The organism is Streptomyces sp. NPDC027189, assembly GCF_055566975.1.
Window position 1 is genome coordinate 87,092 of sequence record NZ_JBVHRI010000019.1, and the last position, 15,328, is coordinate 102,419.

General features: G+C 72.4%; 13 protein-coding genes and 2 pseudogenes. 9 read left to right on the forward strand and 6 right to left on the reverse strand.

All coding sequences use genetic code 11. The features are described 5' to 3' along the window. Positions 1–29: 29 nt before the first annotated feature. The 4 genes from ACZ4RZ_RS35105 to ACZ4RZ_RS35120 all read right to left on the reverse strand — a co-directional run bounded on the left by ACZ4RZ_RS35105 (position 30) and on the right by ACZ4RZ_RS35120 (position 1,733). On the reverse strand, positions 30–314 hold the full coding sequence (locus tag ACZ4RZ_RS35105) for a DUF397 domain-containing protein (RefSeq protein WP_467750865.1): 285 nt from the start codon (positions 312–314) through the stop codon (positions 30–32). A 204-nt stretch (positions 315–518) separates the two neighbouring features. Further along, positions 519–992, reverse strand: a complete 474-nt coding sequence (locus ACZ4RZ_RS35110) for an SRPBCC family protein (protein ID WP_467750866.1) — start codon at positions 990–992, stop codon at positions 519–521. Next, complete coding sequence (locus tag ACZ4RZ_RS35115; RefSeq protein WP_369261040.1) at positions 989–1,333, reverse strand: ArsR/SmtB family transcription factor; 345 nt, start codon at positions 1,331–1,333, stop codon at positions 989–991. Before ACZ4RZ_RS35115 ends, ACZ4RZ_RS35110 begins: the two co-directional genes overlap by 4 nt. Before the next feature lie 7 nt (positions 1,334–1,340). Further along, the gene (locus ACZ4RZ_RS35120) at positions 1,341–1,733 is read right to left on the reverse strand and encodes a VOC family protein (RefSeq protein ID WP_467750867.1); all 393 of its coding nucleotides are present in this window, start codon (positions 1,731–1,733) and stop codon (positions 1,341–1,343) included. A 123-nt stretch (positions 1,734–1,856) separates the two neighbouring features. Here ACZ4RZ_RS35120 and ACZ4RZ_RS35125 point away from each other — a divergent pair. From ACZ4RZ_RS35125 to ACZ4RZ_RS35140, 4 genes and pseudogenes are all read left to right on the forward strand, one after another. After that, positions 1,857–1,928 (forward strand): annotated as a pseudogene (locus ACZ4RZ_RS35125) (50S ribosomal protein L28); the annotation flags it as partial. Beyond that, positions 1,928–2,232: pseudogene (rpsN, locus tag ACZ4RZ_RS35130) on the forward strand (30S ribosomal protein S14). The pseudogenes ACZ4RZ_RS35125 and rpsN, both read left to right, overlap by 1 nt. A 55-nt stretch (positions 2,233–2,287) precedes the next feature. Next, positions 2,288–2,794 (forward strand): hypothetical protein, encoded by a 507-nt coding sequence (locus tag ACZ4RZ_RS35135; protein WP_467750868.1) that lies wholly within the window; start codon positions 2,288–2,290, stop codon positions 2,792–2,794. 496 nt (positions 2,795–3,290) lie between these two features. Beyond that, positions 3,291–3,824: a DUF4232 domain-containing protein gene (locus tag ACZ4RZ_RS35140; RefSeq protein ID WP_467750869.1), complete on the forward strand. Its 534-nt coding sequence runs from the start codon at positions 3,291–3,293 to the stop codon at positions 3,822–3,824. Here the strand turns inward: ACZ4RZ_RS35140 and ACZ4RZ_RS35145 are convergent, their stop codons facing one another. Beyond that, on the reverse strand, positions 3,825–4,961 hold the full coding sequence (locus ACZ4RZ_RS35145; protein WP_467750870.1) for a DUF2786 domain-containing protein: 1,137 nt from the start codon (positions 4,959–4,961) through the stop codon (positions 3,825–3,827). It lies immediately after the preceding gene. A 97-nt stretch (positions 4,962–5,058) separates the two neighbouring features. On the opposite strand from ACZ4RZ_RS35145, the gene ACZ4RZ_RS35150 reads away from it, so the two are divergent. From ACZ4RZ_RS35150 to ACZ4RZ_RS35170, 5 genes are all read left to right on the forward strand, one after another. Next, the gene (locus tag ACZ4RZ_RS35150) at positions 5,059–5,811 is read left to right on the forward strand and encodes an ABC transporter ATP-binding protein (protein WP_467750871.1); all 753 of its coding nucleotides are present in this window, start codon (positions 5,059–5,061) and stop codon (positions 5,809–5,811) included. Then, on the forward strand, positions 5,805–7,979 hold the full coding sequence (locus ACZ4RZ_RS35155; RefSeq protein WP_467750872.1) for an ABC transporter permease: 2,175 nt from the start codon (positions 5,805–5,807) through the stop codon (positions 7,977–7,979). The genes ACZ4RZ_RS35150 and ACZ4RZ_RS35155 overlap by 7 nt, the downstream gene beginning before the upstream one ends. A gap of 397 nt (positions 7,980–8,376) precedes the next feature. Next, on the forward strand, positions 8,377–9,003 hold the full coding sequence (locus ACZ4RZ_RS35160) for a LysE family translocator (protein ID WP_467750873.1): 627 nt from the start codon (positions 8,377–8,379) through the stop codon (positions 9,001–9,003). Positions 9,004–9,123: 120 nt separating this feature from the next. Further along, a complete protein-coding gene (locus ACZ4RZ_RS35165; protein WP_467750875.1) occupies positions 9,124–9,864 on the forward strand; it encodes a Clp protease N-terminal domain-containing protein in 741 nt (246 codons plus the stop codon). Positions 9,865–9,933: 69 nt separating this feature from the next. Then, entirely contained in the window at positions 9,934–11,625 is a 1,692-nt protein-coding gene (locus tag ACZ4RZ_RS35170; protein WP_467750877.1) for a bifunctional 3'-5' exonuclease/DNA polymerase, read from the forward strand. Positions 11,626–11,645: 20 nt separating this feature from the next. On the opposite strand, the gene ACZ4RZ_RS35175 is transcribed toward ACZ4RZ_RS35170, so the two are convergent. Then, positions 11,646–15,146, reverse strand: a complete 3,501-nt coding sequence (locus ACZ4RZ_RS35175; RefSeq protein ID WP_467750879.1) for an AfsR/SARP family transcriptional regulator — start codon at positions 15,144–15,146, stop codon at positions 11,646–11,648. Positions 15,147–15,328 lie beyond the last annotated feature (182 nt).

Sequence of the window (15,328 nt, forward strand, 5' to 3'; positions counted from 1 at the left end):
CCCTCGGTCGCACCGGCGGGCGGGCGTCATCAGCCCGCGATCAGGTGGTCGAACTCGCCGTCCTTGATGCCCAGGAGCATCGCCTCTATCTCGGCGCGCGTGTAGACGAGCGCGGGCCCCTCGGGGAACCGCGAATTCCGCACGGCCACGTCGCCACCGGGCAGCCGGGCGAACTCCACGCAGGAGCCCTGCGAGTTGCTGTGCCGGCTCTTCTGCCAGGCCACCCCGTTGAGCGCGGTCGCGGCCATGCCGTTGTACACGTCGTCAGCCGTGCCGTCGTACACGTCATCCACGTCGTACACGTCGTGGTCCACAGGTCGCTCCCCGGTCGTGCAGTGGCTGAAGTGGCCATAGATGCAGTGGTCAACTGACCCGGATCATAGCTCTGTTCATGTGCAGATGCATGGGCAGATGCACGTGCACGCGGGGTGGTCCTGCGGTTACAGCTTTTACCGGCACTTGACTACCGGCTGTTGTTCGCTTGACTACGGCCTGCTGCTCGCCGGCTCGCAAAGGAGCTACAGCCGGTCCAGCGCATTCCCCAGAGCTCGCATCACATGCGACCTCCAGCCCCCGTCCATAATCTTCCGCGCCATCATCTGTGCGGGATCGTCCGGATCGAATCCCTCGTGTACTAGGAACAGACGCGTACCGCGGCCTTCGTGTTCCAGTGTCCAAGTAATGGTCCAATCCGTGGGATTGGCGGGATCCGTGTCCGCCCACCGGACGCGCAGCATCCGCTCCGGCTCGTACGCGAGAACGCGCACGTCAACGGTGCCGGAGAAGTTGGAGTTGGGGCGCGGGACCGACGTCAGCGTGTACTGGTGGCCGACTTCGAGCCGGAAGTCCTCCGACCCCTGCATCTGCCACTGCACGAGCAGCTCGGGCTCGGTGAGGGCGCGCCAGACCTTGGCGGGCGGGTGCGGGAGGAACTGGTCGACGCGGATGGTCGTCAGGTCGTCCGCCGGCTCGGACTGCGGAACGGGGCTCATGTCTCGTCATCGTCGGGCATGCGGTCCAGGAGATCGCCGAGGCCCTTGAGCCTGTCGCGCCAGAACCGCTCGTACGGGTGGAGCCAGTCCTGCACGTCGGCGAGCGGCGCGGCCTCCAGGCGGTAGATCCGCTGCCGCCCCGCGCGCTCCTCCGACACCAGCCCGGCCTCCCTGAGCACCTTGAGGTGTTCCGACAGGCTCGGGCGGCGCATGTCGAAGTGGTCGGCGAGCGCCTGGACGGGCTGGGGCCCGTCGTCGCGCAGCAGCCGCAGCACCTCTCGGCGGGTGGCGTTGGCGAGCGCGGCGAAGAGGCGGTCCTCATGGGCCCCGATGGTCGTCATGGCGCGATCAGAAGCCTTCCTTCTCCGTGATCAGCATCAGACCGTTGCCGTCCGGGTCGCGGAACGAGGCCATGCGGCCCCAGGGGAGGTCGTCGGGGCCTTCCACCACGACGCCCGCGGCGGCGAGCCGCGCGCAGTCGGCGTCGACATCGGTCGTGACCAACATGATCCCCCGGGTCTCGCCGGGCGTGAAACCGCCCATGCCCGGACCCGAGAGCGTGAAGACGGTCTGCGCCCCCTTGGGCGCGACCTGGAGCCACCGCCCGGGAGGCATGTCCCGGTCCGCGGTGACCTCGAAGCCGAGTACGTCCGCGTAGAAGCGCAGGGCGCGGTCCTGGTCCTCGACAGGGAGGGTGACGAAGGAGGCGTGGGTGATGTTCGTGGGTTCCATGGGGTTCATGAACACGAGAATAGGTAGGAGATTCCCTACGAGTCAACCGTAGGGAATCTCCTACCTATGAGCGCCCGGTCGGGCCTGGCGGGACGAGTACGGCAGCGGCGCCATCTCCCGCGCGCTCTTGAGATCAAGGCGGTCGACGCGATCGGCGCCGAGGCGGCCGTGGCGCGGATCCGTGCCCGAGGGGTGAAAGTCTGATGGCGAAGGCGAGCGAGATCGCGAAGAACGAGAAGCGCCAGGAGATCGTCGCGCGGTACGCCGCCCGGCGGCCCGAGCCGAAGGACATCATCCGCCGGCCGTCCTCGACCGGCGCCGGACCGGCCGCTGCCCAGGAGGAATCGCGCAGGCAGCCGCGCGACACCGGCGCCACCCGCGTACGCAACCGGGACAGTGGTAGGGCCGCCCGCGCGGTTATCTGCTCGCCGTCGGCCTCTTCCTGGTGAATCCGCGTGAGCAAGCGCACTCCGGATACCTCCCGGGCGTTCGCAGGTCCGCCTGGTAGCTTGCTGCGGTCGTTCCGGCGACCCCGGCATCCTCACCCACCCTTGGGGGCTTCAGTGACTTCGGCGACCTTCCCGCGCAGGCAGGCGCGTATCGCGGCCGCGACCGCGGGTCTGGCGGCCGCGCTCGTGCTGGCCGGTTGCAGCAGCGACGACGGCTCCGGCGACAAGTCCACGAGCCCGAGCGCGTCCGCGACGGAGACGGCCGGTACGGGCGGCGGCTCTGGCGGCACCTCGGGCGCCAAGACCAAGGTGGAGGGCAGCTGGCTGGCCACCACGGGCGGCAAGGCGGTGGCGCTGATGGTCACCGGCGAGAAGGCCGCGCTCTTCACGACCGGGGGCACCGTGTGCAGCGGTACCGCGGCCGAGGAGTCGGGCATGCGGATGATCCGCCTCAAGTGCACGGACGGCAGCACGGACCGTGCGGTCGGCATGGTCGACTCCGTCAGCGGTACGAGCCTGAAGGTCACGTGGCAGGGCGGGCTCGGCAAGGAGTCGTACGTGAAGAGCGAGGGCGGGCAGCAGCTGCCCACGGGGCTGCCCACGGCGAGCCTGGGCTCCTGATCGCCGGATCACTCACCTGCGGGCCGCGGAATCCTCCGGATTTCGTGGCCCGTTGGCGTGTTCCGGCGCACCCCCGCATCGCTTTGAGGGCCACGGGGATCAGTTCCAGGAGGCCGGGGCGGAGCATGGGCTTCGGCTTGGTGGCGCGCGCGTGGATGTCGCGGCGCGGTCGCCCTCCACCGATTCCACCACGCGCTGGAGCAGGGCTCCGAGGCGCTTTGCCGCTCGGTCCGCACGCCCACCGGCTCACCCCGATCACCAGCGCGAGCCCGGCGGCGCCTCGCGGCGCGATCAGCGGTGCGAGACGTTTCCGCTCGATCGTCAGTCCCGAGCGCGCCGTCTCCTTCGGCGCCCGGAGCCAGTTCATCCCGTCGGCGTAAGGGAGATTTCGGGATATTCGCGGCCCGGCGGAGGCGAACACCCGGGGGCGCGCAACGTCCGGGGAGTGAAATGCGTGATGATCCATGCACACCGTCACCACCCCCGGGGGAACCCCATGCGCGCCCTGCCCATCGCCGTCACCGTCCTCGCGGCCGCCCTCGCCCTGACCTCCTGCGACGACAGCGGCGGCAGCACCAGCAAGACCGACAAGACCGCCAAGAGCTCCTCAGCCGACTGCCGGATCGACAAGGTGGGCATCGAGGTGGGCCCCGCCAACGCCGCCCCGGCAGCCGGGGACACCGGCAACGTCCCTGTCACCCTCACCAACCGCGACTCCACATGCACCCTGAAGGGCTTCCCCGGCCTCGAGGTCCAGGCCGGCGGCGACTCCACGGACATCGCCCCGGAGAAGTCCGCGAGCCCGGTGAAGCTGACCCTGGCGAAGGGCGACACCGCGACCTTCACCATCACCTACGTGCGGGGCACGAAGGGCGACGCGAAGACCTTCGACGCGCAGACGCTGAAGATCAGCCTGCCCGGTGCCACCGCCACGCAGGACTTCAAGTGGTCGTACGGACCTGTCGCGGGCAAGAGCGAGGCGGCCGACCTCAACGCCTCCGTGAGCCCGTTCCAGCACGCGGGCGACTGATCACCGCAGTGGTGGCCGCCCCTTGACCTGCGCCCGGTCCGCCGCCGCGGCCCCTTCGTGCCACCCGGCCGCGTCGCTGACCCCGCGCAGCCGGGTGGTCACCGTCTCGGGGAACATCCGGTCCATCTGGTCCGCGACCGCCACGTCGCGGGCCGCCAGCACCGGCAGCAGCTCCCCCTCCGTCGCAGCCTCCTGCCCCTCGGTCGCGGACGCGAGGCGGTCGCCGATCCGGTGTGCGTAGGCGGCGAGGAAGGACTGCCGGAAGGTCTTCGTACGCTTCCGCCCGCCTGCCCGCTGCGCGGCCTCCGCCTTCGTCATCGCCGCCGTGGCCTGCACGAGGAGTGAGGTGTAGAGGAGCTCGACCGCCTCCAGGTCGGGCTCGAAGCCGACGACGGTCGAGAAGCCGAGGGCCTCGTTCCACACGGCCCGGCAGCGGTTCGCCCCCGCCACCGCGTCCAGGAGCACCGCCTTGGCCGTCTCGTACGGCGGCTCGACGCCGATCCGGCAGGCGCCGGGCGCGTCCTTCGCGTGCGTACGCGCCGCGAGCAGCGCCTCGTCGATGCTGTGCCGCGCCATCAGCTCCTGCGCCTTGGCGCTCAGCGCCTCCGCCTCCTCCGGGAACCCGGTCGCCTCGGCCTTGGCGAGCAGGGCGCGGATGCGGGTGAGCATGCGGGTGTCCTGGGGGGCGTGGGAGGCGTGGTGGGCGTTTTGTCGCGTTGCGTCGAGGGGCTCGATCGTGGGGAGGCGGAGCAGCAGCCGGTAGAGCTCCAGTACGGCGGTCGCGTACGAGAAGCGGTCGGTGCGGGGGGCCCGGGGCTCGGACGCCAGCTCTTCGAGCTGTGCGGCCCAGCGCGGGCTCCGCGGCTTGCGGTTCTCGCCGAGGATCAGCCCGGACACCAGCTGTACGTGTACGTCGTCCAGCTCGCGGCGCACGATCCGTACGACATCGGCGGGCTGCCAGCCGCGCCGCCAGGCCGCGGCGACGAACTCCTCGCCGCGCCGGGTGAGTTCGGCGTCGGACGCGGGGTCGGCGGCGAGCAGCGAGGCGCCCGTGTCGAGGGCCGTGTCGGAGTCGGCGTAGAGGGCGGCCTCGAAGGCGCGCTCGACCGTGCCGGGGCTGGGGTTACTGCTGCTCATTCCTCGATCGTGTCACGGGTCGGGGTAGGGCCGGCCCTACCCCAGGACGCCCCCTGGTGGTCGTGATCGGGCGGCTGCCGGACGGTTCGCTTGAGGCATGACCGAAACAGCCGTACGTATTCGATCTCTGCACCGTGATTACGGTGCCGTCGCCGCGCTGGACGGGGTCGATCTGGACTTCGCCGCCGGGACCTTCACCGCCGTGATGGGGCCGTCCGGGTCGGGGAAGTCGACCCTGTTGCAGTGCGCGGCCGGACTCGACCGGCCGACCTCCGGGACGGTGGCCGTCGACGGGGTCGAGCTGGGCGGGCTGAGCGAGCGTCGGCTGACGCTGCTCAGGCGGGAGCGGATCGGGTTCGTGTTCCAGTCCTTCAACCTGCTGCCGTCGCTGACCGCCGCGCAGAACGTCGCCCTGCCGCTGCGGCTGGCCGCGCGGCGGCCCTCGCGCGGGGCGGTGCGCGAGGCGCTGGCCCGGGTGGGGCTCGGCGACCGCACCAGGCACCGGCCCGCGCAGCTGTCGGGTGGGCAGCAGCAGCGCGTCGCGCTCGCTCGGGCGCTGATCACCCGTCCCGCCGTCCTCTTCGGTGACGAACCGACGGGGGCGCTCGACACCGGGACCGGTCATGAAGTGCTGTCGCTACTACGGGAGTTGGTGGACCGGGAGGGGCAGACGACCGTCATGGTCACGCATGACCCGGTGGCGGCCTCGTACGCGGACCGGGTGGTGTTCCTCGTCGACGGGCGGGTGAGCGGGGAATTGGCGGAGCCTTCCGCGGCGGGTGTCGCGGGGCGGATGGCGGGGCTTGAGCGGACGGCGGGGCTTGAGCGGACGGGGCTTGCGGCGTGCTGAGTCTTTCGTCGTTGCGTACGCGCTGGGTCTCCCTTCTCGGCTCCTTCGTCGCCGTCGGGCTCGGGGTCGCCGTGATGACGGCGATGGGGCTCGCGCTCGCCGCCGGCCTCGACGCGTCGGGGCGGCCGCCGACGCGGTTCGCCTCCTCGCCCGTCGTGGTGATGGGGCGGGACACCCTCACAGTGGAGGTGCGGCGGGGGCCCGGCACCGCCCTCGTGTCGAAGAAGCTGGCGCATCCACACCCTGTGGACAGTGAACTCATCGGTGAGCTTCGCGAATTGGGGCGGGTGCGGACGGATGGTACGGCTCGGGACGCGGTTGGTGTTGACGCGCCCGTCGTGGCTGTCCGGCGGCTCGTCGGGGATCGTGCGCGGGTGCTGACCGGTGACGACCGTCATCAGGCCGACCCCTCCGCCGCGCGCGATGCCGAGGCGCTGGTCGGAGTCGGCTCCCTGCTGGGCACGGCGGCCGGGGTGACGGCCTTCGTCTCCGTTTTCGTGACGGCTTCGACGTTCGCGTTCGTCGTGGCGCTGCGGCGGCGGGAGTTCGGTCTGCTGAGGATGGCCGGGGCGACGCCCGGGCAGGTGCGGCGGCTGTTGCTCGGGGAGGCGCTCGCGGTGGGGCTCGTGGCGTCGGCCGCGGGGTGCGCGCTGGGGGCGCGTGGTGCGCCCCGGCTCGTGCGGGCGCTGGTGGACGGCGGGGTGGCGCCTTCGTGGTTCATGCTGCGGGGGTCGGTGGACTGGCCCTCGCGAGTCGCCTTCTGCACTGGGGTGTTGGTGGCTCTGGCGGGCGCCTGGGTGGCCTCCTGGCGGGCGGGGCGGATCGGGCCTGTGGAGGCGCTCCGGGAGGCGTCCGTGGACACGGATGTGATGCCTCGGTCGCGGCGGGTCGTCGGTTTCGGGTTGCTCGCGGTCGGACTCGGGCTGCTGGCCTGGAAGTTGGGGACGGATCCGGCCGCGCTGCTGAAGCGGAAGACGTACGCCACGCAGCCGATGGTCCTGGTCACGGCGGTGTCGGCGCTCGCCCCCGTGCTCGTCCGTCCCCTCGTGCGTCCCGTCGTACGACTGCTTCCCCTCGGTCGGCTGTCCGGCGCGACCGGGCTGCTGGTGCGCGAGAACGCGGCGGCGGCGGTACGGCGTACGGCCGCCGTGGCGGCTCCCGTCCTGGTGACCGTCGCGCTGGCGGGTTCGCTGCTGGGGGCCGCGGCGACCGTGACCGGGGCGAAGGCGATGGAGGCGCGGGAGCGGACCCGTGCCCAATTCGTCGTCACCGGGGACGGCTTGCGGGCGGTACGGGTCGCTGGGGCCACGGTCTCGGCCACCGCCTCGACCGCGGTCTTCGTACGGGAGGAGGGGACCGCGCTCATACGGTCCGACGCGCGGGCGGTGAGCGACGTGGCGGCGTTCGCGTCGGTGGCGCGGCTGCCGGTCGTCGCGGGCGACATACGCGATCTCGACGACCGGTCGATCGTCGTGAACGAGGAGTGGGAGCGGCATGAGGTGGGGTCCTGGGTCCGTGTGTGGCTGGGGGACGGGCGGGCTGCGCGGTTGCGGGTCGTGGCGGTGCTGGCGCGGGGTACGGGCGACAGCGGGGCGTATGTGACCTCGGCGAACGCGGTGGGGGCCGTGGTCGATCGGCTCGATGTGCGGGTGGGGCGTGGGGCGGAGTCGGCGAAGTCGGCGGATCAGGCGCATCAGGCGGATCAGGCGGCCGTCGAGGCGGCGCTGCGGGCCTCGACGGGCGGCACGGTGAGGTCCGCGTCGGCGTGGCTGGCTGCCACCCACCCGCGGACCGGCCCGCAGACCCGGCTGGGGTTTCTCGTGGTTCTGGGCATCGCCCTTGTCTACGCCGGGATTTCGCTCGCCGTGACGCTGCTGATGGCGACCTCCGCGCGAGGTGCGGAGCTGCGGTCCCTGCGGATGGCAGGGGCCACGCGGGGGCAGGTGCTGCGGGTGGTCGCCGGCGAGGCGGCGGTGGGGGTCTGCGTAGGGGCGGTGCTCGGGGGTGCGGTGGCCGCGGTGAACCTCGCGGGGGTGGCGGCGGCGCTGGCGCGGGTGTCGGCGCCGGTGGGGGTGGATGTGCCGTGGGGGCTGCTGGCGGGGTGTGTGGGGGCGTGCCTGGTGGTGGCCGTCGGGGCGGCGGTGGCTGGAGCGTGGCGGCGGACGTGACGACGGTGACTGGAGCGTGGCGGCGGTGGCTGGAGCGTGGCGGCGGACGTGACGACGGTGACTGGAGCGTGGCGGCGGACGTGACGACGACCGGGGGTTCGCCCGCTGTTCGCGGTGGGTCGGGGCCGCGTCGGTACATCCGCCCGTATCCGAACGGATCAACCGTGGGGCGTCAGGGAGCCGTTCCTTTTGGATCCGGCCGGATACGGGCATTCGATGTACCAACACGACCACTCCCGCGCGTGGGCGACTGCGGGCCGTACGGGCGGGCCGACGGCCTCGGCTGCGGGCCGTACGGATGGTCCTCGCTGCGGGCCGTAACAGCCCCGGCGCCGGGGCCCTCTCAGTGCGTGAAATTCGGTCGCCTCGGCGCGTCGGCGGTGTCGAGCATGGGGCCATGGTCGACACATCTCTGTACGCGGCGTTTCTCGTTGCCGGCTTCGCGCTCTGCGTCACGCCGGGGCCGGACATGATGTTCATCGTGGCGATGGGAGGGCGGGGAGGGCCCATTACGGGGGTACTGGCCGCTGCGGGCGTGGCGTTCGCGATGCTTGTGCACGCGGTGGCCGCGATGCTGGGGCTTTCGGCGCTGTTCACGACGTTGCCGACGCTCTATCACGTGCTGCGGTGGTTGGGCGCCGCCTATCTGCTGTACCTCGCGGTGAAGGCGTTCCGGGAGCGCGCGGTGAGCGTCGAGGCGAGTGGGGATGTCGGGCCGGGGCGGCGGCGGGCCTTCTGGCAGGGTGCCGTCACCAATCTGCTCAACCCGAAGGTGATCCTCTTCAACGTCGCCTTCCTGCCCCAGTTCGTGAACCTTGAAATGGGGCACGTGGCCGGACAGTTCATGATCCTGGGGGCCACCATGGTGGTCATGGGGTTCGCCGTCGACGGCTCGATCGGACTGCTCTCCGGGCGACTGTCCGCCCTGTTGCGGCGCAGTCGGCGGGTGTCGCGGGGGCTCAACATCTTCAGCGGGACTGTGTTCGCGGGGTTGGCCGTGCGGCTGGCGGCCTCTCCCAAGTAGCCGGCCGAAGTAACCCAAGGGCGCGTCGCGGAGGGATGAGTCGCGGAGTGGTGTGATTCGGTCGGCTCGGGGTGTCAACTTTGGGTTGACGCCCCGGGGGCGTCAACCTACGGTTGACACATGACGACTAACCCACTCGGCACTGCATCCGTACGTCTCGACGACCTCATCGAGGCCATCAAAAAGGTTCACACCGACGCACTGGACCAGCTCCAGGACGCGGTGATCGCCGCGGATCACCTGGGTGACGTGGCCGACCATCTGATCGGGCACTTCGTGGACCAGGCCCGGCGTTCGGGCGCGTCCTGGACGGACATCGGCAAGAGCATGGGGGTCACCCGGCAGGCCGCCCAGAAGCGTTTCGTCCCGAAGGCGGAGTCGGATCTCGATCCGAACCAGGGCTTCGGGCGCTACACCCCGCGTGCCCGCAAGGTGGTCATGGTCGCGCACAGCGAGGCCAAGGCCGCGGGAAACGCGGAAGGGCTGCCCGAGCACCTCGTCCTCGGGCTGCTCGCCGAGCCCGAGGGACTCGGCGCCCAGGCGATCACGGCGCAGGGCGTGTCCCTCGCCACGGTGCGCGAGGCGGCGAAGGCGGCGCTCCCGCCGGCCGTCGACGAGGTCCCCGAACTCGTTCCGTACGGGCCCGCCGCCAAGAAGGTCCTCGAACTCACCTTCCGCGAGGCCCTGCGCCTCGGCCACAACTACGTCGGCACCGAGCACATCCTGCTGGCCCTCCTGGAGTACGAGAACGGCGAGGGCGTTCTCAGCGGGGCGGGCGTCGACAAGGCGACGACCGAGGGGCACGTCGCGCGCATGCTCGAGGAGGTCGTGAACGGGCGGGGGGAGACGAGCACCGGCTGAGCAAGTCGGCAGCTGGGGCCGTGCCCGGGGGCGGCGCCATTGTCAGACCTCCCTGCGAGACTCGGAATCATGACCGAGCGCTGGGCTCTCGCGCCGGCCGAGGACGGCGGCGCGGAGGTCGCCGCCCTCGGCCCCGGCGGGCTGCCCGCGGGGCCGGTCCGCCGCGAGGCGAATCTGGCGGAGGCGGTGCGGTCGAGGCCGGAAGTGAGCCGGTGGGTCTGGCGGTCCACCGCGGACGTGTATCCGCGTCTGCTCGCCGCGGGGGTGCGAGTCGAGCGGTGTTACGACATGGAGGCCGCCGAGACGCTGCTGCTCGGGCACGAGGGGCGGCTCGGCGAGCCCCGGTCGGCGGCCGCCGCGCTGGCGAGGCTGCGCGGCGGGCCCGTACCGACCGATCCGCCGCAGCGGTCCGCCGAGCCCGGTTCGCAGTCCTCGCTCTTCGAGCCGCGCCCGGTCCACGTGCCGCTGGACGATCTCCTGGAGGTGTACGCGGACCAGCAGCGGCGGCATGATGCGACCGCGCATCCGGAGCGGATGCGGCTGCTGACGGCCGCCGAATCGGCCGGGATGCTGGTCGCCGCCGAGATGAACGAGGCAGGGCTGCCGTGGCGCGCGGACGTCCACCGGGAGGTGCTGCACGAGCTGCTCGGCGAGCGGTACGCGGGCGGGGGCGAGCCCCGGCGGCTCGCCGAGCTGGCGGACGAGGTGTCGGCCGCCTTTGGGAGACGGGTCAGACCTGATTTGCCCGCCGATGTGGTCAAGGCCTTCGCTCAGGCCGGGATCAAGGTCAAGTCCACGCGGCGGTGGGAGATCGAGTCGATCGACCATCCGGCCGTGAAGCCGCTGATCGAGTACAAGAAGCTGTACCGGATCTGGGTCGCCCACGGGTGGTCCTGGCTCCAGGACTGGGTGCGCGACGGGCGGTTCCGGCCCGAGTATCTGCCGGGCGGGACCGTCACCGGGCGGTGGGTGACCAATGGCGGGGGCGCTCTCCAGATCCCCAAGGTCATCCGCCGTGCCGTCGTCGCCGATCCCGGCTGGCGGCTCGTCGTCGCCGACGCCGATCAGATGGAGCCGCGTGTGCTGGCCGCGATCTCGCGCGACCCCGGTCTGATGGAGGTCGCGGGGCGGGAGACCGATCTGTATCAGGCGGTTTCGGACCGGGCGTTCGCCGGAGATCGGGCACAGGCCAAGCTCGCTGTGCTGGGGGCCGTGTACGGACAGACGTCGGGTGACGGGCTGAAGAACCTCGCCCTGCTGCGCCGCCGATTTCCCAAGGCCGTGGCGTACGTGGACGACGCGGCGCGGGCGGGAGAGGAAGGGCGGCTCGTGCGGACCTGGCTGGGGCGGACCTCTCCCCCGGCGGTGGGCGCGTCGGACGGGAGTGGGGACGAGGCGGGCATCCCACAGGACGAACCCGTGGAGGGCGGCCTTGAGCAGGGGTGGGTTCCGGGGTACGCCTCCTCCAACTCCCGTGCCCGCGGCCGGTTCGCCCGCAACTTCGTCGTCCAGGGCAGCGCCGCCGACTGGGCCCTGCTGGTGCTCGCCGCGCTCCGGCGCACCTGCGCCGACCTCTCGGCCGAGCTGGTCTTCTTCCAGCACGACGAGGTGATCGTGCACTGCCCCGCCCAGGAGGCCGAGACTGTGGTGACCGCGATCCGCGAGGCGGCCGACCTCGCCGGCCGCCTCACCTTCGGGGAGACACCGGTCCGCTTTCCGTTCACGACGGCGGTGGTGGAGTGCTACGCGGACGCCAAGTGACACCCCTTCCGGGTGAGTTGCTACGCCAGCTTCGGCTTCTCCGCCAGGAGTTCCCGCAGCTCCCCCACCACCGGGCTGTCCGTCTCCGCCAGCGCCGCCAGGGCCGACTCCCACTGCTCGTACGCCCCTTCGACCTCCCCCCGGCTCCGCAGCAGCAGGCCCCGCTGATGCCGGGCGAGCCCTCCGGTGTACCGGTCGGCGCGGCGGTCGGCGCGGCACAGCAGCAGATCGCACTCGCGCTCGGCCCGCTCCGCGTGTCCCACCCCGCGCAGGGCACGCACCAGCCCGAGCCGGGTCTGCGACTCGCCGTGCCAGTCGCCGTGGCTGCCGAGGATGCGCAGGCTCTCCTCGAAGTGCGGTACGGCGGCGGCCGGTTCGCCGAGGGCGAGGTGTGCGTAGCCGATGTTGCAGTGCGCTGAGTGGCGGATGATGACGTCCTGGATCGTGTCGCCGATCGCGAGACTGCGCTTGTGGTGGTCGATGGCGGCCCGGGGGTCCGAGTGCTCGTACAGGTTGCCGAGGTGGCTGTAGGTGATGGCCTCCATGTGCGGGTCGCCCAACTCCCTTGACAATTCCAGGCTTTGCAGCAGAGCCTCGCTGGATTCGGCGTAGCGGCCGAGTCCTTCGAGGAGCATGCCGCGATTGTTCAGGCCCCGCCGCACCCAGGACAGGACGCCGAGCCTGCGCCAGATCGCCAGCGCCTCGTCGTTGAGCGCCAGGGCGTCGCTCGCGCGGCCCGTCATGAAGTGCAGGCCCGCCAGGTCTCCGAGCGCGTACGCCTCGGCGGCCTCGTCCCCGAGCCGCCGCGCCGCGCCGAGCGCGGCCCGCTGGAGGATCTCCAGCTCGGCCACGCGGCCGCTGCGTTGGACGTACGGGTTGAGCAGGCGGACCAGGAGGGGGATGTACGGGGAGATCTCCGCGTGGCGCTCCACCAGCGCCACCACGTTCTCCAGCTCCAGATCGCCCCAGGCGAAGGCGTCCTTCGCGGAGCGGAAGGGTGGGGTGGCCACGACGTCCGCGGCGTGCGGGGGCGGCTGCGAGGCAGTCCGGCGGCTGCGGTCCTCGCGGTCCAGCCCGGGTTCGAGGATCGCCTCCAGGGAGCGGGCGGCGACACCGGCGTACCAGCGCAGGGCGCGTTCGGCGACGGCCGCGTCGTGGCCGGCGGCGAGTGCCGTGTCCTGGCCGCCGGAGGCGGCTGCGCCGTTACCGCCGGGGGCGGAGGTGCCTGTGCCGGCGGGAGCGGGGCCGCCCGCGGCGTGCGAAGTCACGACGGCATCCGCACCGGATGGGTTCTCGCCCCCTCCGCCCCTGCCCGTCCCATATCTGGGGGCTGCCGTTCCCAGACCCTCGCTTTCGGCCTGAACGGCCTCGTCCTCGAACGCCGGACGGGCCGAAGTCGCCCCCGCGATCTCGCGGGCGAAGTCCCGCACCAGGTCGTGCGGGGCGTAGCGGCCGTACGCCGTTTCCTCCAGGAGGGCGACGTCGACAAGGCGGTCGAGGGCGGCCTCGGCTCGGCGTTCGGCGATGCCGGAGAGGCGGGCGAGGAGGGGCGCCCCGTACGCGGGGAGGTCGAGCGCGCCGATGCGGCACAGGGCGAGCGCCGCGTCCCGGTCGGCCTCACGCTCCGAGGCGCGCAGCGCGTCGTGGGCGACGGCCAGGGAGCGGCGGACGCTCAGGTCGTCGTACTCCAGGTGGTGCAACCGCCCTTCCGTAGCGGCCAGTTGACCGGCGAGCATGTCCGGCGTGAGCGCGTGGCGCGCGGCGAGGCGGGCCGCGACGACGCGGAGGGCGAGTGGCAGCCGGCCGGTGAGTTCGACGAGGGGGTGCCCGCCGTCGAGCCCGTTGCGGCGGCCGGAGACCGCGCGGAGCAGCGCCGCGCTGTCCTCGTCCGACAGCGGCGCGAGCGGGAAGCGGTGCGCGCCGTCCAGGGCGGTGAGCGGCGAACGGCTCGTCACGATGACCGCGCAGCCCGCGCCCGCGGGCAGCAGCGGCCGCACCTGCGCGGCATGCGCGGCGTCGTCGAGCACCATCAGCGTGCGGGTGGGCGCGAGCATGGACCGCAGCAACGCGGCTGCCGCGTCCCGGTGTTCGGGGATCCGGCGCGGTTCGGCGCCGAGGTCGCGGAGCAGCGCGGCGAGCGCCTGGCCGGAGGTGAGCGGGGTCATGCCGGGGGTGGCGCCGTGCAGATTGACGTACAGCTGACCGTCGGGGAAACGTTCCCGCAGCCCGTGTGCCACGTGCAGCGCGAGCGCGCTCTTGCCGACGCCGGCCATACCGCTGATCACGGCGACAGACGGCATACCGTCGGCCGCCGCGACGCCGGGTCCGGCGGTCCGGCGCTCCGGGTCCAGCGCCAGGCGCAGCTTCTGGCGCAGGTCGTCACGTCCGGTGAAGTACGCGGGCGGGGGCGGGAGTTGGGCGGGGCGCGGCGGGCCGGGATCCGACAGGACGACCGCGGCCTCCCGCTCCGCTCGCCCGGCGTCGTCGGCGACATCCGCCGCCCTCTCCGTGCCGCCCTGCGCACGGAGGATCTCCAGATGCGCCTCCCGCACCGCCAGGCCAGGCTCGATCCCGAGCTCCTCCACCAGGCGGGCCCGCAGATCACGGTGGACAGCGAGGGCCTCGGCCTGGCGCCCGGTGCGGTGCAGTACGAGCATCAGGAGCCGGTGGAAGGCCTCGCGGAGCGGGTACTCGGCGGTGAGTGCGGCCAACTCGGGGGCCAGCCGGTCGAGTCGGGCGGGTGTGAGGGCCGAGCGGTCTCCGGGAAGCTCGGGTGCGTTCTCGCGTCGTTCGGTGCGTGCTCCCTGCGCGCCGGACGAGGGTCCTCGATGGTGGTCCCCCCCGTTCGGGCCAAGCCGGGAACTTGAGGGAGGCGCTCCTTCGGCCGTTGGCCGGTCCGGTGAAAGGGGTCCCCCCGCCCGAGCGGAGCGCGGCGAGTTCGAGGGTGGGGGCGCGTGTTGAGCGGCGCGGAGGCGCGCCTGAGCTTCCCCGAGATCGCTCAGGCGCAGCTCGGCCTCGTAGCGCCACTCCAGGACCAGCAGCCGGGCCTCCTCCAGACGCTGGACGAAGGCGTGTCCGCCGGTCTCGGGCGGCAGGCCGCTGAGCGGGGTGCCGCGCCACAGTGCGAGCGCGGACATGGACTCGCGCAGCGCCCGCTCCCAGGCGCGCTCGGCGTGGGCGGTACGTGCGGCGGTGGCGTGCTGTTCGAAGACACGGACGTCCAACTCGCCCTCGCCGACCCTCAGGACGTATCCCGGAGGGACCGCGCGCAGCCGCTCGGGATCGTCGAGGAGGCGCCGCAGCCGCGTCACATGGTTCTGCAGCGAGGCCTGGGCGGAGGCGGGCGGCGCCCCGCCCCACAGCGCGTCCTTGAGCACGTCGACCGAGACGACCCGGCCCGGTTCCAGGAGCAGCGCAGCCAGCAGGGCACGCATCTTGCCGCTGCCGATCGACCTGAACTCGCCGCCGGCGTCGTACAGGACCGGCGGCCCCAGCAGCCCGAACCGCAGCCCGTTCCGCATCACGCCGCCCCACTGCCTTTCCGCGCGACCGCTCCGGCCGCGCCCACGGCGACTTCGCGCCTTGTTCCGGCGACTTCCCGCCGACCGACTCACGGCTCCCATACGAACCGTTGGCCTCATGTTAGCGATCCGTTGGCGTGGCCTGATGTGATCACTGCATCGGATCTGGCCCGACGGTGCGC